Raw genomic sequence first — 17,568 nt, 5'->3', positions numbered from 1 at the left:
GTCAAGGTAACCTGTTCGTTACCATGATAACAAGCCGGCACCGCACGAGGACAACTCGGTCAAGCAGCCTCCGGAACCTCCAACAAAGTCTGCAACAGATCAATGCTGCCCGTCTTGAAGCCGGTCTCGCAGTAAGCCAGATAGTAATCCCAGAGTCGCCGGAACCGGGCGTCGTAGCCGAGCCTGTCGATTTCCTCGGCGACGGCGTGGAAGCTCCGGCGCCAGCGACGCAGGGTCTCGGCGTAATCGTCTCCGAACCAGTGGCTTTGGCGAACGACGAGGCCGGCGTCCCTGGCCAAACCCTCCATCCGCTCGGGAGAGGGCAACATGCCACCCGGAAAGATATAGAGCTGGACGAAATCCGGTGTGCGCCGATAGCGCTCGAAGAGATCGTCGCCGATGGTGATGACCTGGAGCGCGATGCGTCCGCCCGGCCGGACCAGGCGTTTCAGGGCGCCGTAATAGGTCGGCCAGTAGACCTCGCCGACCGCTTCCATCATCTCGATGGAGACGGCGTGATCGAACTGGCCCTGAATGTCTCGATAGTCCTGCAAACGCAATTCGACCCGGTCCGACAAGCCCGCCGCCTCCATGCGCCCTCGGGCGTAGTCCAACTGCTCGCGCGAGAGGGTGACGCCGGTGACGCGCAACCCACGGCGCGCCGCGACCTCGGCGAAACCGCCCCAGCCGCAGCCGACTTCCAGGATGTGTTCTCCCGGCTTGGCCCCGAGCGCGTCCAGCAGGCGCTCGTACTTGCGTTGCTGCGCGCTCTCCAGCGGCTCGCGCTCCCGGTCCGCGAAGAGGGCGGAGGAATAGGTCATGCTGGCGTCGAGCCAGCGCCGATAGAAGGCGTTGCCCAGATCGTAGTGCTTGGCGATGTTGCGCCGGCTGTTGAGCCTGTGATTATCCCGACGCCGATGCGACAGCCGATCCAGCAGGCGCGACCAGCGCATCCCGCTGAAACCGCCGGAGAGATGCTCCTCGTTGTCGAGCAGCACCTCCAGCAGCGCGGGAAGATCCGGCGTGTCCCAGTCGCCCTCGACATAGGCCTCGCCGAAGCCGATCTCGCCGCGCGCCAGGAGTTTGAACGCCATCTTGAAGGGACGCCGGATCTCAAGGACGCCGGATCCGCCCTCGAAACGGCCGCGATAGAGCGCCGACTCGCCACCCTGAAACCGGATCCTGAGCTGGCCGAAGGCCAGATCGCGACAAAAACCGCCAATCAGCCGAGCGGGCCAGCCAGGCCCGCTCGGCGCGGGCGCATCGAGCAATTCCTCCGCGGACATCAGCTTATCTCCTCTATGGGGGGCGCCGGTTTCGGGTAGTAGACCCCGCCGCGCAGCCAGATCCGCAGGGCCTGCCAATGGATCATGACGACCACCTTGAGGGTCAGGAAGGGATAGGCGAAGGCCGCCCGCAGCAGGTTGGCGTCGGACATGGGCTGTACCGACTCGTTCTGGACGGCCACCAGCATCAGGGCGTCGTCCTGATATTCGCGGATGACGATGCCCTGTCGCCCCCCAACGCGCGAGAAGCGGAAATGGTAGTCGGCGTTCATGTCGACGAAGGGCGAGACATGGAACTCCTTGGCATGGGTCTGGCGGATCGGCCAGGACAGGGCGGCGCCATGCTCGTGAAGCAGATAGCCGTGGGCCTCGCCGAAGGTGTTGTTGACCTCGCAGAGCACCGCGAGCGGCTCGCCCTCGGGATTGAAGCAGGTCCAGACGCTCAGCGGGTTGAAGACATGCCCCAGGACCCTTGGAAAGCTCTGAAGCTCCACCCGGTCGATGTCGAAGTCTTGCCCGAGTCGGCGCAACCGATCCAGCAGCCAGGGCTTCAGTGGCCCGCCATCGCGGGGACCATGATCCCGCTCATGAAACGAGAAAAGGTTGAAACGGTTGTGGGAGAAGAATCGGCACGAGGCCGCGACCTCATCGACCCGCTCCACATCCACCAGCAGGCTGAAAATCCGATAGGCGAAACGGTAGCGCACCGGGAAGAGCCGGCGGTGCATGACGTCGCCGAACAGGAGCTGGGCGGCTGGGCTGGTCATGATCCAGCCACCCCGGCGAGCACCGTCGGCGCCCTGGCCGACTCGGGTCGCGGCGCGCGCGTCTCGGCGGCGCTCGTCGCCCAGGGTGGATCCACGCCCAGTCCGCGCGCCACCTCGACGGCGGATCTCAGCCCGTCCTCATGGAAGCCATAGCCCATCCAGGCGCCACTGAACCAGAGACGATCGCGCCCCTGGATCTCGCCCATCCGCCGCTGCGCCGCGAGCGCGCGTGCATCGAACATCGGATGATCGTAGTCGAGCTCGGCCAGGATGGTCTCGGGTCGGGGCGGCTCCTGGGGATTGAGACTCACGAAGACATTAGGCTCGGCCGGGAGGTCCTGGAGGCTGTTCATCCAATAGGTGACGGTCACGGGTCGCGTCGGATCCTCGCCCGGTTGCTGGAGATAGTTCCAGGAGGCCCAGACGCGGCGCCGTTTCGGCATGAGCGTCGTGTCGGAGTGCAGATAGACCCGGTTGCTCCGGTAGGGAAAGCTCCCGAGCAGTTCGCGCTCGGTGTCGCTCGGGGACTCGATCAGGGCCAGGGTCTCGTCAGCGTGGCAGCCCATGACCAGGGCATCGAAGGTCAGACGTTCGCCGTCGGCCAGATCGACCTCGACACCCCGGTCGCTCCGGCGCACCGAGGTTACCCGCGCGTTGGTGCGGTACTGGCCCCGGAATTGGCTCAGGAGCCGTTCCACATAGGCGCGGCTGCCGCCACGCACGGTTTCCCACTGGGGCCGATCGGCCAGATCCAGCAAGCCATGATTGGCGAAGAAGCGCGCGAAGGAACGGAAGGGAAAGGCGCGCATGTCCTGGGTCGGACAGGACCAGATGGCCGCCGCCATCGGCAGCAGATACTGGGTCGCGAAGCGCTCGGAATAGCCACCGAGTCTCAGGAACTCGCCCAGGCTCGGATCGCCCTCGGGATTGTCCAGGAAGGACTTGGCCGCCTTATTGAAGCGCGGAATCTCCAGCAGCAGGCGCATGAAGCGCCAGTCAAGCAGATGGCTCCGCTGACCGAAAAGGGTGTTCAGATTGGTGCCCGCATACTCGACCCGCCCGCCGTCCAGACTGGCCGCGAAGGACATCTCGGTTGGATAGGACTCGACCCCCAGATGCGCGAACAGGGCGCACAGCAGCGGATAGTTGCGCCGGTTGAAGACCATGAATCCCGTGTCGACCGGAGACCGACCCAGCGCGCCCTCCACATCGAGGGTGTGCGTGTGCCCTCCCACGTAGTCGTTACGCTCCAGCAGCGTCACCTCGTATCGGCCATCCAGGAGCCAGGCCGCGCCCAGTCCTCCGATCCCCCCGCCAACCACCCCGATTCGTTCCAACGCCATGGCTTAACCGTCCTCGCGATTGATCCGTCGACCGCCATCCCCGAAACAGGGGTAGCGCGTCCATGTTTCGTCCAATAGTGAAGCCAAAAATGAACAGCTCAAGGGGAAGGCGCCGGCCAAGGCCGGAGTCCTTGTCCATCACAGGCTCATCGACAACCACGCCCCGTACCTTCCCGGTGACTATTCCATGACCGATTTCCGGCCATCCTCTCGATGCCTATGATAATTTCAGCCCTTGAAACGCGGTGGCCCAGGGCGATCGATCGCGCCTTCAAGCAACCGCGACTCACGCGCCATCGTCACAGACACCATGATCAGCGACCAGAACAACCCCTTCCTCCCCTTCCGGCGCAACCAGACGAGGCACGAGCCGGCCGCCGTGCCGCCGCGAGCCAAGGGACGCGATGATCCGGAAGCCTTGCGGGAAGAAATCCGGCGGGAGCGCGCCTTCCGGGAACTCATCGTGGAGTCGATTCCCGGAATTTTCTATGCCCTCGATAAAACCGGACGGATCCTGTTCTGGAACCGGCATTTAGAGCAGGTCAGCGAGCGTGGCCAGGCCGAATTGGCGGGTTTCGACGCCTTCGAACTCTTCGATGAGGCCACCCGGCCGAGGCTCGCCGAGCGTATCCGCGAGGTCTTCGAGCAGGGCCAAGGCTCGATCGAGGCGGATCTGGTCGCCAAAAGCGGTCGGCGAACGCCCTTCCTGTTCACCGGCAACCGCATCGAGCTCGATGGACAGCCCGTGCTGGTCGGCACCGGCCTCGACATCCGCGAGCGCAAACAGACCGAGGCGGCCCTGCGTGTCAGCGAGGAACGGCTATCCTACGCGCTCCAGGGGGCCAACGACGGTTTCTGGGACTGGAATCTGGAAACCAACGCCGTCTATTACTCCCAGCGCTGTCTCGGCATGCTCGGCCATGCCCCAGGCGATTTCCCGGAGGTTCTGGAGACCTGGTCGATGCTGACGCACCCGGATGACCGGGCACGGGCGCTCGCCCTGGCCGCCGACTATATCGCCGGGCGCCGCGAGAAATTCGAGATCGAATTCCGCATGCGTCACAAGGATGGTCACTGGGTGGACATCCTCTCCCGAGCGACCCTGGCCCGGAACCGTCGGGGTCATGTGGTCACGCCGCGGCGACTGGTCGGCACCCATGTCGACATGAGCGAGCGTAAGCGCACCGAACGGCGGCTTCAGGACAGCGAGGCCAATTTTCGCGCCTTTTTCGACACCATCGACGACTTCCTCTTCGTGCTGGACGAGACCGGCGTCATCCAGCGGGTCAACCGGGTGGTCGTGGAACGTCTGGGCTACAGGGAGAGCCAACTGATCGGAAAAAGCGTACTCGAGGTACATCCTCCCGAGCGACGCGACGAAGCCGGCCGAATCGTCTCCGAAATGCTGGCGGGACGCCTGGATTACTGCCCCGTGCCGCTGCAAGCCTCCGATGGCCGGCTGATTCCGGTCGAGACCAGGGTCGTCCTCGGTCAGTGGAACGCCGCCCCGGCCCTGTTCGGGGTGAGCCGGGATATCAGCGAGCGGCTGAAAGCCCATCAAGCCCTGCTGGACGAGGCGGAACGCCGCCGGATCCTGTTCGAGCAAACCCGCGACGGCATCGCCCTGCTGCGTCCGGACGGAAGACTGGACGAGTTCAACCCCGCCTTCGCGCGGATGCTTGGCTACCCGCCGGATGAGCTGGCGCGGCTGCGCGTCTGGGACTGGGACATCCAGATGACGCCCGAGGAACTCGATGATCTACTAATCAACCTCGGCACCCGGCATCGGATCATCGAGACCCGGCACCGGCGCAAGGACAAGACCCAATACGATGTCGAGGTGAGCGTGACCGGCGTGGAGTGGGCCGGCAACCGTTATCTCTTCTGTCTGCATCAGGACATCACCGCCCGCAAGCTGGCCGAGGGGCGTTTGCGCGAGAGCGAATTCTTCCTGCTCCAGAGCCAGCGGATCGGCCAGTTGGGCGGCTGGCGCGCGGACCCGGTGCTCAATACCGTGATGTGGACCGAGGGCGTCTACCAGATCACCGAGATGCCCTTGGATTTCCAGCCCGACCTCGACACCGCCCTTGACTGTTATCCGCCGGACTCACGCGCGCGGGTGACGGAAAACCTCGCCCGTACCCTGGAAACAGGAAAACCCTTCGGTATCCAGGTCCAGGTGCTCGGCGCCCGCTCCGGCCAGATCAAATGGACCGAGCTGCGGGGTTACCCTCACCAGGACGCGACCGGCCGTGTCGACTATGTCATGGGCACGCTGCAAGACATCAGCGAGCGCAAGCAGGCCGAGGCCGAACTGGAGCGTCATCGCCGCCATCTGGAGGAGCTGGTCCGCGAGCGCACCGCCGAGCTGGAAGCCGCCAAGGAGGAAGCGGAGGCCGCGAGCCAGGCCAAGAGCACCTTCCTCGCCAACATGAGCCACGAAATCCGCACCCCGATGAACGCCATCCTGGGGCTCACCCATCTGTTGCGCCGCGACAGCGGAGAGCCGCGCCAACGCGAGCAGCTCGACAAGGTGGCTGGCGCCGCCCAGCACCTGCTCGCGATCATCAATGACATCCTCGACATCGCCAAGATCGAGTCCGGCAAACTGACGCTGGCCAACGTCGACTTCGAGCCCGAGCAGACCTTCGCGAGCCTGTACGGCCTGACCTCCGTGAAGGCCAGGGAAAAACGTCTGCGACTGAGGTTCGACCTGGACGCGGAACTGCCGCGACGCCTGCGCGGCGACGAGCTGCGGCTGCGCCAGGTGCTGCTGAACCTGGTGGGCAACGCGGTGAAATTCACCGACCAGGGCCTGGTGGAGATCAGCGCGCGACGGCTCGATGCGCCGGGTGATCGGATCTGGGTGCGTTTCCAGGTGAGCGATACCGGCATCGGTCTCGGCGCCGAGCAACGGACACGACTCTTCCAGGCGTTCGAGCAGGCCGACAACTCCACCACCCGGCGCTACGGCGGCACCGGCCTGGGGCTGGTGATCAGCCGCCACCTGGTGAGTCTCATGGGCGGTCGCATCGACCTGGAAAGCGAGCTTGGCCGGGGGAGCCGCTTCTGGTTCGAGGTTCCGCTGGAGCCCGCGGAATCGCCGCGTTCGCCGGATCAGGATCCGACCGAGGAGACGGCGACGGCCGAGGCCAACTTCAGACGACTGGCGCACTATCGGGGCTGTCATCTGCTCCTGGCGGAGGACAATCCGATCAACCAGGAAGTCGCCCTGGAGTTGCTCCAGGAAACCGGGCTGCGCGTGGATGTCGCCGATGATGGCCGCATGGCGCTGGAGATGGCTCGCCACCACCCCTACGACCTCATCCTGATGGATCTACAGATGCCCTTGATGAACGGACTGGAGGCGGCGCGGGCCATCCATGCGCTGCCAGGACGGGAGCGGATCCCGATTCTGGCCATGACCGCGAACGTCTTCGAGGATGACCGGCAAGCCTGCGCGGAAGCCGGCATGTGCGACCACATCGGCAAGCCGGTGGACCCGGACCGGCTCTACGAAAGGCTGCTGCGCTGGCTGCCGCCCCCGACAACTGATAACTGACCCTACTCCCCGGCGATCGTCATGCGATCGATCAACCAGGAGCCGGTACGGGTGCCGCCGGGGAAATCGCAGTCGTTGCCGACCGCCACCAGTCCGGCGAACATCTTCTTGAGATTGCCGGCGATGGTGATCTCCTCGACCGGATACTGGATCTCGCCGTTCTCGATCCAGAAGCCCGCCGCCCCGCGCGAATAATCGCCGGTGACCGCGTTGACGCCGTGTCCCATGAGTTCGGTGACCAGCAGACCGGTTCCCATCTCGCGCATCAGGCCCGCGCGGTCCAGCTCGCCCATCTCGATGCGCAGATTGCGCACGCCGCCGGCGTTGCCGGTGGTCGGCAGGCCGAGACGACAGCCCGAGTAGGTGTCCAGGATATAGGTCTGGAGCACGCCATCCCTGACCAGATCCTTGGCGCGCGTGGCCACGCCATCGCCGTCGTAGGGCGCGCTGGAGAGCCCGCGCAAGAGACGGGGCTCCTCGTGGATCCGCACGAATGCGGGGAAAATGCGCTCACCCAGATGATCGAGCAGGAAGCTGGAGCGACGATAGATGCTGGAGCCCGTGATCGCCGAGACGAGACTGCGCAAGAGCCCGGCCGCCACCTCGGCCCGGAAGAGCACCGGCGCCTCCCGCGTGCCGAGCCGACAGGCGCCCAACCGCGAGACGGTCCGCTCGGCGGCCCGCTCGCCGACCGACCGGGCCGAGTCCAGATCGGACGCCGCGCGCGCGGTGGTCCACCAGTAATCGCGCTGCATCATGTCCCCGTCCTGCCCGATCACGGCGCAGTTGAGACTGTGGCGCGTGGTCGGATAGCCACAGAGAAACCCCCGGCTGTTGCCGGCGACATTGATGCCGAGATGGGTCGAGAGGCTGGCCCCCTCGGAATTGACGATGCGCGGATCGAAGGCGCGGGCGGCGTCCTCGCAGGCGACAGCCAGCTCGATCGCCTGCTCGACGTCGACCAACCAGGGGTGACAGAGATCCAGGTCCGGGATCTCTGTCGCCATCAGTTCGGCCTCGGCCAGATGGGCGCAGGGATCGTCCTGGGTATGCTCGGCGATGGCGCAGGCGGCCCGGACGGCGTCGCGCACGGCACCAGGGCTGAGATCCGAGGTGCTGGCGGAGCCCTTGCGATGACCGAAGTAGACGGTCACGCCCAATCCGTTGTCGCGCGTATGCTCGACGGTCTCGACCTCGCCGAGCCGCACGGCAACCTCAAGACCGGCGCTGCCGCCGACCGACGCCTCGGCGTCGCTCGCGCCCTGGCGCTTGGCCTCCTTGAGCAGGTCGTCGATGATCTGTTGCAGCCGAGCCAGGCGCTCGGCGGTGTCCTCGGTCGTCAGGATGGGCATGGATGCTCTTGAACAGTGAACGGTGTGTAGGATGGGTAAAGCCCGTGGAAATAGGCCGAGTCTGGCGATGAGGCTGGCCGGGCGTACCCATCCTCCAGGCCCCGAGGCTCAGGATACAAGGATGGGCCAAGCCTCGCGTGCGCATCCTCGGACTCGGAGCGTACAGGATGGGTTTCGCTTCGCTCTACCCATCCTACGACTGACTCGTCCCGCCAACGGTGAGTGAGTCGATCCGCAGGGTCGGTTGACCGACGCCGACCGGAACGCTCTGGCCTTCCTTGCCGCAGGTTCCGACGCCCTCGTCGAGCTTGAGATCGTTGCCGATCAGGCTCACCCGGGTCAGCACGTCCGGACCGTTGCCGATCAGGGTCGCGCCCTTGACCGGGCGTCCGATCCGGCCGTTCTCGATCAGATAGGCCTCGCTGGCGGAAAAGACGAACTTGCCGGAGGTGATGTCGACCTGACCGCCACCGAAGTTGACGGCGTAAAGCCCCTTCTCGACCGAGGCGATGATCTCCTCCGGATCCCGATCGCCGGGGCGCATGTAGGTGTTGGTCATGCGCGGCATCGGCAGGTGGGCATAGGATTCGCGCCGACCGTTGCCGGTGGAGAGCCCGCCGGTCAGACGGGCGTTGAGCTTGTCCTGCATGTAGCCGCGCAGGATGCCGTCCTCGATCAGGACGGTGTTCTGGGTAATGGTTCCCTCGTCGTCCATGTTGAGCGATCCGCGCCGACCCGGCAGGGTGCCGTCATCGACCACGGTGACCCCCCTAGCCGCCACGCGCTCGCCGATCCGCCCGGAGAACGCCGAACTACCCTTGCGGTTGAAGTCGCCTTCCAGCCCGTGCCCGATCGCCTCGTGCAGCAGCACGCCCGGCCAGCCGGCGCCCAGCACCACGGTCATGGTTCCGGCCGGGGCCTCGACCGCGTCCAGGTTGGTCAGGGCCAGACGCACCGCCTCGCGGGCGAAGCCCAGGGCGCGATCCTCGACCAGGAAGTAGCCGAGATCGGCACGGGCGCCGCCGCCACTGGAACCCTGCTCGCGCCGCCCCTTGTCCTCGACGATGACGCTGACGTTGAGACGCACCAGCGGGCGGATGTCCGCGGCGAGTGTGCCGTCGTCGGCCAGGACCAGCACCGTATCCTGCACCGCGACCAGACTGGCCGTGACCTCGCGCACGCGCGGATCGGCGCGCCGCGCCTCCAGGTCGACACGCTGCAGGAGCGCGACCTTGTCCTGGTCGGGCAGGCTCGCGATCGGGTCGAGCGGCTCGTAGAGTTGCCGCTCGACCATGGCCGTGCCGACCCGCACCTTTCCTTCCTGGCCACCGCGAGCGATCGCCCGCGCGGCCGACGCGGCTTGCGCGAGGGCCGGGAAGTGCAGTTCGTCGGAATAGGCGAAGCCGGTCTTCTCGCCGCTGACCGCGCGCAATCCGGCCCCCTGCTCGATGCTGAAGTTGCCATCCTTGAGGATGCCGTCCTCCAGCACCCAGGATTGGAGCCGGCTGTATTGGAAATAGATATCCGCCGCGTCGATCGCCGAGTTGGTCAGGTGGCCGAGCAGACGATCGAGATCGAGCTCGGTCAGTCCGGCCGGAGCCAGGATGCGATCGCGGGCGATGGCAATGGGATCGTTCATGTGTAATGACAAAGGGCGCGCCCGATTGATAAGCGCCGGCTTTCAGAGCAGGCTGAATGATCGTGTTTGTCTGGGAAATTGCGGCCTCAAGGGCCACATTTCAAACGACGGTGATGAATGGTTGGAAAGCTGCGGCGCACCGAATCCAGGAATTCCCTGTCGATCGTGGAGCAGACGTAGCCCGTGCCGCGCGGCACCTGCGCCAGGATGGTACCCCAGGGGTCGACGATCATGCTGTGTCCATGGGTCTCGCGACCGTTGATATGGAAGCCGCCCTGGGCCGCCGCGACCACGTAGGTCAGATTCTCGATCGCGCGCGCGCGCACCAGCGACTCCCAGTGGGCCTTGCCCGTGATCGCCGTGAAGGCCGCGGGAATGGCCAGGATCTCCACTGTGCTGTCGAGCATCCGGCGGAACAGCTCGGGAAAGCGCAGATCGTAGCAGACGGCGACGCCCAGCCGGCCGAATGGACTATCGATCACGACCAGCTCGCTACCGGCCTCGATGACCGCCGATTCGTGATAGCGCTCGTCGACGCCTGGAAGATTGACGTCGAAGAGATGGATCTTGTCATAACGGGCGACCCGCTCGCCCCGATCGTCGAACACCAGGCAAGCGGCGCGAACCTTGTCCGGGTCATCGCCGGCCAGGGGGATGGTGCCTCCCACCAACCAGACACCCAGTTGCTTGGAGAGGCGCGCCAGAAAGGACTGGAGCGGACCCTCGCCATCCGGCTCACGAACCGCGAGCTGCTCCCGATCCGTCTTGCCCATGAAGGCGAAGTTCTCGGGTAGCACCACCAGGCGCGCGCCCTCGTCCACCGCCTCCTTGGTCAGGCGCTCCACCTCGAAGAGGTTGGCGCTGATATTGGGACCGGTCGCCATCTGGACCGCACCGATTTTCTGTTTTTCTTTCATGGCCCTGATCACCCAATCCTGCCTACACCGAGACGCGGATCCCTACATTCGTTGGTTGGCGGCCAGCCGCCGTCTTCCCGCCCGGAGGTCTCTCCGCCCCACTCTCGCGGCCAAACGCCAGGCATCCGAGCGGACCAGAATCCTCACCTGGCCGGGACCGCGTAACTGTTGCGACCATACCACCAGACCCAGGCCCCCGAAACCGGAACCTCATTGCAAATCCATGAAGTGGTTCTGTCCGGGTTCCGGGGATGGGTTCTTGGTCGCGGTTTCGCCCGACTGGTCCTGACCGGACAGCGGCTCCCATCCGAGCCGTTTCCATTCGGGTTCGCCCCAGGGACCCGTGACCCGGTACTGATAACGTCCCAAGCGATCGAGCGGGTTACCGGTCACCCGATCGACCAGATACACGGCCGCGCCCACCACCGGACCTCCCGCCACCGCGCTCGCCAGGGCGACGCTCGATCCCAGCCGGGGTTCGACCGTGACCGTCTGATCGAGCCGCTGGGCCGAGAGATCCGTGAGTCCGGCCACGATCACCTTGCCGGCCGCTCCGTCGATCAGGAAGTCGTCGAAGCGGGCTTGTCCACGACCGATCGCGAGACGTCCTCCCATCCGCTCGAAGGCGAAGCCCTCCCCGTAGAGGTCGGAGAAATCCAGCGCCAGCCGCCGGCCGATCATGCCGACGTTCAGGAATCCGAGCAGACGCCCGACACCCGGCTCGACCCCCAGGAAACGCCCCGACCCGACCCTCAGATCCAGGAATCCGTCCGCGCGGCGCAGCGCGAAGGCCGAAAGGCCACCCGGCCAGGTGAGTTGGACCTTCGCCGTGGCCTCGCCGGCTTCCAGGGCGCGACTTTCGTCCAGTCCCGCCAGGAGACGTCCCAAGTCCGGCGTCCGGGCCGTCAGATCGATACGACCGCGTCCGCCGTCGGCCGCGCGGATCCAATCGCCGTCACCCTTGAGGGTCAGCAATCCGGGGCCGCTCAAGGCCAGTGTTGGGAAGCGCGTGCCGGCCACGTCGTTACGCAGCGCGAGATCGAGGCGGCCGAGCAGGCCATCCCCCCAATGGAGCCTGTCGATCCGCAGGTCGAGCGAGGGCAGCCCGGCGATCGGATCCGGGTCGCCCGGCGCGACGGTGCGTGGTGGTTCGTCCTCCGGGCGCGCCAGGAGCCGCTTGAGATCGAGCCGGTCGAGTGCGACATCGAGCGGCCGATTCGCCCCCGCCCTGGGCTGGGTCACCCGCCCGGATACCTCATTGGATTCGACCCGGAATCGCCAGTCCTCCGCGCCCGGATCCGCCCGGAGCCTGGCGTCCGTCAGCGTCAGATCCCCGAGGAGCAGACGCCGTGCCCCGAGATCCAGGCCGGCGAACGCGGATCCATCGGTGGCCGCGGTTTCCTGACGCGAACCCCGACTCGCCGCGCCGGCCCAGTCGATCCAGGCCGACAGATCCAGCTCCGCGAGCGAGCCATCCAGGTAGAACCCCTCGGCCTCCGGAGCGGGCGCCTCGGTGGCCCCCAGCCTCAGGCGACCACGGGCCATGCGTTTCGAGGTTCCGTCCAGATCGAAATTCAGATGCGCGCCGAGATCGCCCAGATGACCCAGGACGGACAGCGACTGGCCAGGCACCAATCGCCCCGACAGGTCCAGGTCGCGTGAGGCGCCGGCCGATTTGCCCAAGGGCGACGGCAGCGCGATCGACAGCTCGCGCAATGGCGAGATGAGTCGGAAATCCAGTGGCAGTGTTGTCTGGTTCACATCGCGGTTGCGCAGGGTCACGGCCAGGTTCCAATCGAGCTGACCGTCGAGCCATCGCCAGGGATCCGCCGGGAAACGCTCGGCCAGCGTCTTGACCGGGGTGCGCGCGCGCGCCTGGATGCGCGTGACGGAGGTCTCGGGATCGCCCGCGCCCTCGGTGGCGATCGAGAGGCCGACCGGCTGTCCCCAAAGCTTGGCCGACAGGGACTCGGCATCGATGCCTCGCTCGGTGAACCGCACCGCGCCACCCAACTCCGAGAGCACGACCGAGGTTCCCCGGATCCCCAACGTGGCGGGCGCGGGCCAGGTGAGACGCCCCGCCACGCCAAGCTCACGGCTCTTGTCGAATGGCAGATCGATATCGAGCGCCAGCCGGGATTCGCCGCTGACCTCCAAAATCCCGGCGAGACGTCCCAGATCCTTGGCGAGCGGCGTTTCGGCCAGGGTACGTAGACCATCGCTGAAGGGGCCTTGCGCCTCGCCATGGATGAGCATTCGCTTCGCCCCCCAGAGGTTGGGGATTTCCGCCCGCCCCGCCGATAAGGCACTGTCCAGGATGCGGCCGCGATCGACCTGGATCCTCAGGCCCTGGTCGAGAAAACGCAGATGCCCGACGGCGGACTCGATCGGCGGCCAGCCTTTCTGATAGTCGAGCCGAAGATCCTCGAAGTCGAGCCGCAGCTCGAAACGCCCCTGGTGCTTGCGAAAGGGGTAATCGGCCAAGGCCCCGCGAAAGATCAGATCGGCCTGGACGACGCGGCCGGAGACGATCGACTCGTCGAGCCAGCGCACCAACTGGGGCTGCATGATACCCGCCGGCAGATAGGGCCGGACATTGGCGCCATTCCCGTCATGGAAACTGGCGCGCAGATCCATGAATGGGCGGCCCCCATCGGCCGGGAACTCCAGATCCAGCCGCGCCCGGCCGGCGAGATCCGCGTTCTCCAGTGACAGATGACGCCCCTGAATCCGCCAGCCGCCATCGACCTGACGCGCCCAGGCGAGTCGGCCGCTGAGTTGATGCAGGTTCAGGGGTTGGTCGAACAGCGGATTCAGGTCCAGGGCCAGGCCCTCGGAGCCCAGGCGCAACTCACCACCGTCCTGATCCCCCGACACCAGCAGATCGAGCCCATCGAGCCCCGGCAGCGAGCCGCGTTGCGCGAACCCGAGCCCGGACAGGGAGGCCGAGGCTCGCCAACCCGATGGAAGGCGCCCCGCGCCATCCAGCCCGACACGCAGGGCCAGATCCCTGACCAGCCCCCTTGGATCCCGATCGAGCACCGCGCGCAGCGGTTCCGGCACGGACCAGGGACTGGACTTGAGGATCTCGACCAGGTCGGCCAGATCCAGACGAGCGGCGATCACGCCCAGTTGAACGGGCTTCCCGTCCTGATTCAGTCGCAGATCCAGATTCAGCCCCGAGAGGTCGGCATCGGTCAGACTGGCGCCGAGATCGGTGATCCGCACCCGCCAACCAGACGCCAGGGGGCGGATCTGGGTCAGCGCGTGGAACCGCCGCAACCGCATGGGCTGGACCTCGGGCTCGGTCCCCGGCGGCCGCGCCCCCGCTTCCGGGGGAGAAAAATTCAGACCGATCAGATCCGCCCGAATCAATGACTGCTCCAATCGGCCATTCTGGATTCGGAACCAGCTCTCCAGCCGGGCGCTCTCGGTATCGAGACGGCCGAGTTCCAGAAGCCCCGGCGGTACGAGCAGACCCAGATTCGAGCTGTCGACACGCAGGTAGAGGCCGCCGCTCCAGGACCAGGGGTCGGCCGCTGGGCCATGAAGAAGCGCGGCCATGTACAGGCGGTGACCCTCCGACGACTCGCCCTCGGGCTCGGGCTCGGGCTCGGGCTCGGGCTCGGATTCGGCCTCGTCCGCCCCGGTCGCGATCGGCTCGGGAGGGACCGGGCTCGCGGACAGCTCCAGCCAGTGGCGCGCGCCCTCGTTGTCCAGACTCAGGCGGGTCCGCGCCAGACGCAACAGCTTGCCGCCCTGCCCCTGATCGAGATAAAGCAGCTCGCCATCGACCAGATTGAGCCGACCCTGGCGCAGAAACAGCTCCAAGGCCCTCGGGTCGTCGCCCCCCAGCCCTCCCAGACCGAGGATCCTCAAACGCCCGTCCAGGGTCCGCTCGACCACCAGGTTCGCGCCAATCAGTGTAAGCGACCGAATCCGGGGCGAGCGGGTTCGCAGCGACTCAAACAGATCCAGTTCCAGTTCCATGGCCTTCAAGACCAGGGCCAGCGTACCCTCATCACGATCCGCGAGTTCGACCCGCCGCAGCGTTAGGCGCGGCTTCAGCCCCGCCAGCCCCAGCCTCAGCGACCCGATCGACACTCGATAGCCCAGACGCTCGGACAGTGTGCGCTCCAGGATCTCCCGAGCCTGATCCGCGATCGGGCGCGAAACCGGCACGATCGCGATCAACAGCGTCATGGTCACCAAAACCACGAGACCGAAGGTCAAAACGAACGCCGGGAGACGCTTAAATACAGGCATGAAATACAGGCATGAAGTCTCGCATAGGGTCCGAGCGGCACCGGCTGGACATTCTCGACGATCCAGGGTCGAAGCGAAAACCCCTGAAAAAGCCGGCGATCATCGGATTGGAGCCAGCGGCGGAGTGATTCCGGCACAGGGGTTTGACCTCGCCCCTCCCCTGTCGGGACAATCGGCGAAACACCACCGCCCGGCACCCGAGCCATGAATCCCGCCAACAAGCGTCTCGCCGCCCTCCAGGAAATCAAACCCGGCGGATTCATCTTCGCGCGTCCGCTGGCCTTCCGCGCGGCGGTGATCGAGCGTTTCGAGGTCCATCCGGAGTATCGGTACGCGGGGCGGGGTAGCGCCCCAATCGATAGGATTTCGTGGGAGCGGCTTGTAGCCGCGATGAGCGCCGACGCGAGGCTTTTCGCGGCTACAAGCCGCTCCTACGGGCGTGCTCGTTTGTCGTCATCCTACGAATCGAGGCACTACCCATTCCCCTACTTCGCCACGGCTTGGGTGGTATTCGCCTGATGGCCGGGAACCCCGGCGACGCGCCGCGCCTGCTCGCGATCATCGAGCTGGGCGGCTATCCGAACCTCGTCCCGCTCTATCGGTCGCTCGGATTCGAGGTCGAACAGGTCACCTCGCAGCGCAAGGCCCAGGCGGCGCTCAAACGACGGATTCCGGACGTGGTCGTCGCGGAATACAACTTCCAGTCCGATTTCAGGGATCGCACCAGCAATCTGGAGACCCTCATGGCCGGTCTGCAGCGGTATCCGGACGTGAAGGTGATCTGTTTGTATCCGCGCGACTTCCGGCACAAATTCGCCACGCTGGCCAAGCGCTTCGCCATCTTCGTCGCGATCCCCTTCCCCGTCGACCCGGACGAGGTCGAGGCGGCGTTGCGGCGGGCGCTCGGATAAGCTTTTGAAAAACCTTCGTAGGATGGGTAGAGCGCAGCGAAACCCATCCTGTACGCTCCGAGGCCCTAGATACAAGGATGGGCCGAGCGCCGCGAGGCCCCTCGAACCGTGCCGATGTCATCCGGCACAATCCTGAATTCACAATGGCTTGAAAGATGGGCATCGCTCTCGCTCTGCCCATCCTACGTCCTACGGGTCGTAGCCCAGGCCGGGTTGAATCGCTTCACAACCTATCAGGACGCTCGTCCCGCGGTACATGGTCCGTCTGCGTGGGGCCGGTATAGATCTGGCGCGGTCGGGCGATCTTGTTGCCCATCGTCTGGGCCTGTTCCCACCAGTGTGCGATCCAGCCGGGTAGCCGACCGATCGAGAACATGACGGTGAACATGTTGGTCGGGATGCCGACGGCGCGCATGATGATGCCGCTGTAGAAGTCGACATTGGGATAGAGCTTGCGCTCGACGAAATAGGGATCCTCCAGGGCGATCTCCTCCAGCTTGCGGGCGATGTCGAGCAAGGGATCCTTGACCCCGAGCGTCGGCAGCAGCTTCTCGGCGACGCTCGCCAGCATCTTGGCGCGGGGGTCGAAATTCTTGTAGACCCGGTGCCCGAAGCCCATGAGGCGCACCTTGCTGTCCTTGTCCTTGGCCATGCGCACGTAGTCCTCCGGACTGATCTGGCCCTGGTGGATCTGATCCAGCATCTCCAGCACGGCGACATTGGCCCCGCCATGCAGCGGTCCCCAGAGCGCGCAGACCCCCGCCGCGCAGGAGGCGAAGAGGTTGGCCTGACTGGAACCGACCATGCGCACCGTGGAGGTCGAGCAGTTCTGCTCGTGGTCGGCGTGCAGCAGCAGAACCAGGTTGATCGCGTCGCGCACCATGGGTTCGCAGATGTGCTCGGCGTAGGGCTGGGAGAACATCATGTGCAGAAAATTCGGCACATAGCGCAGCGCCGGGTCGGGATACATATAGGGTTGCCCGATCGAGTGGCGATAGGCATAGGCCGCGATGGTGCGGACCTTGCTGATGAGTCCGGCGGCGGCCATCCGGAACTGCGCCTGATCGTCGAGTTCGAAGAAATCCGGATGGAAGCAGGACAGGGCGTTGATCATGGCCGAGAGGATGGCCATCGGCGGCGCCGAGCGCGGGAAGCCCTCGAAATGATGCTTCATGCTCTCGTCGAGGTTGGCGCAGACCGTCAGATCATGGGAGAAGACGCGATATTCATCCTCGCTCGGCAGATGACCGAAGATCAGCAGCCAGGCCACCTCGACGAAATTCGGCGCCTGCTCGAACTGCTCGATGGGGATCCCGCGATAACGCAGGATCCCCTGCTCGCCGTCGATGAAGGTAATGGCGCTCTCGCAACTGCCGGTGTTGCCATAGCCGGGATCGAGCGTGATGTAGCCGGTTCGCGCCCTTAGGTCCTGGATGTCGATCGCGCGCTCTCCCTCGGCGCCTTCACGGATGGGAAAACGGTATTGCTTGTCGCCAAGGATGAGGGTCGCGTCTTCGGACATGAT

Annotated in this window: 11 protein-coding genes; 3 read left to right on the top strand and 8 right to left on the bottom strand. The window is 65.7% G+C overall.

Features of this window, described 5'->3' with window-relative positions; translation table 11 throughout:
• Nucleotides 1-59: 59 nt before the first annotated feature.
• Genes CKO27_RS04500 through CKO27_RS04490 form a run of 3 tightly spaced genes read right to left on the bottom strand, consistent with a single transcriptional unit; the run spans nt 60 to nt 3,396 of the window.
• Nucleotides 60-1,286, bottom strand: a complete 1,227-nt coding sequence (locus CKO27_RS04500) for an SAM-dependent methyltransferase (RefSeq protein WP_200373686.1) — start codon at nt 1,284-1,286, stop codon at nt 60-62.
• On the bottom strand, nt 1,286-2,053 hold the full coding sequence (locus CKO27_RS04495) for a DUF1365 domain-containing protein (RefSeq protein WP_200373685.1): 768 nt from the start codon (nt 2,051-2,053) through the stop codon (nt 1,286-1,288). Before CKO27_RS04495 ends, CKO27_RS04500 begins: the two co-directional genes overlap by 1 nt.
• Nucleotides 2,050-3,396: an NAD(P)/FAD-dependent oxidoreductase gene (locus tag CKO27_RS04490; protein ID WP_200373684.1), complete on the bottom strand. Its 1,347-nt coding sequence runs from the start codon at nt 3,394-3,396 to the stop codon at nt 2,050-2,052. Before CKO27_RS04490 ends, CKO27_RS04495 begins: the two co-directional genes overlap by 4 nt.
• A gap of 310 nt (nt 3,397-3,706) precedes the next feature.
• Here CKO27_RS04490 and CKO27_RS04485 point away from each other — a divergent pair, with 310 nt between their 5' ends.
• Nucleotides 3,707-6,958: a PAS domain S-box protein gene (locus tag CKO27_RS04485; RefSeq protein WP_200373683.1), complete on the top strand. Its 3,252-nt coding sequence runs from the start codon at nt 3,707-3,709 to the stop codon at nt 6,956-6,958.
• Between the two features lie 2 nt (nt 6,959-6,960).
• On the opposite strand, the gene pmbA is transcribed toward CKO27_RS04485, so the two are convergent.
• The 4 genes from pmbA to CKO27_RS04465 all read right to left on the bottom strand — a co-directional run bounded on the left by pmbA (nt 6,961) and on the right by CKO27_RS04465 (nt 15,132).
• On the bottom strand, nt 6,961-8,310 hold the full coding sequence (pmbA, locus tag CKO27_RS04480) for a metalloprotease PmbA (protein WP_200373682.1): 1,350 nt from the start codon (nt 8,308-8,310) through the stop codon (nt 6,961-6,963).
• Between the two features lie 193 nt (nt 8,311-8,503).
• Nucleotides 8,504-9,949 (bottom strand): metalloprotease TldD, encoded by a 1,446-nt coding sequence (gene tldD, locus CKO27_RS04475; protein ID WP_200373681.1) that lies wholly within the window; start codon nt 9,947-9,949, stop codon nt 8,504-8,506.
• An 86-nt stretch (nt 9,950-10,035) separates the two neighbouring features.
• Nucleotides 10,036-10,866, bottom strand: coding sequence for a carbon-nitrogen hydrolase family protein (locus tag CKO27_RS04470; protein ID WP_200373680.1), 831 nt, complete (start codon nt 10,864-10,866; stop codon nt 10,036-10,038).
• A gap of 210 nt (nt 10,867-11,076) precedes the next feature.
• Nucleotides 11,077-15,132, bottom strand: coding sequence for a YhdP family protein (locus CKO27_RS04465; protein ID WP_476718494.1), 4,056 nt, complete (start codon nt 15,130-15,132; stop codon nt 11,077-11,079).
• Between the two features lie 204 nt (nt 15,133-15,336).
• Here CKO27_RS04465 and CKO27_RS04460 point away from each other — a divergent pair, with 204 nt between their 5' ends.
• Nucleotides 15,337-15,651, top strand: a complete 315-nt coding sequence (locus tag CKO27_RS04460; protein ID WP_200373678.1) for a hypothetical protein — start codon at nt 15,337-15,339, stop codon at nt 15,649-15,651.
• Nucleotides 15,651-16,043, top strand: a complete 393-nt coding sequence (locus CKO27_RS04455) for a DNA-binding transcriptional response regulator (RefSeq protein WP_200373677.1) — start codon at nt 15,651-15,653, stop codon at nt 16,041-16,043. The genes CKO27_RS04460 and CKO27_RS04455 overlap by 1 nt, the downstream gene beginning before the upstream one ends.
• Before the next feature lie 223 nt (nt 16,044-16,266).
• On the opposite strand, the gene CKO27_RS04450 is transcribed toward CKO27_RS04455, so the two are convergent.
• Entirely contained in the window at nt 16,267-17,565 is a 1,299-nt protein-coding gene (locus CKO27_RS04450; protein ID WP_200373676.1) for a citrate synthase, read from the bottom strand.
• Between the last annotated feature and the right edge of the window lie 3 nt (nt 17,566-17,568).

Source organism: Thiocystis violacea (assembly GCF_016583575.1).
Taxonomy (GTDB): Bacteria; Pseudomonadota; Gammaproteobacteria; order Chromatiales; family Chromatiaceae; genus Thiocystis; species Thiocystis violacea.
Note: the sequence above shows the minus strand (reverse complement) of the source record. Positions and strands in the feature narration are given on the sequence as shown.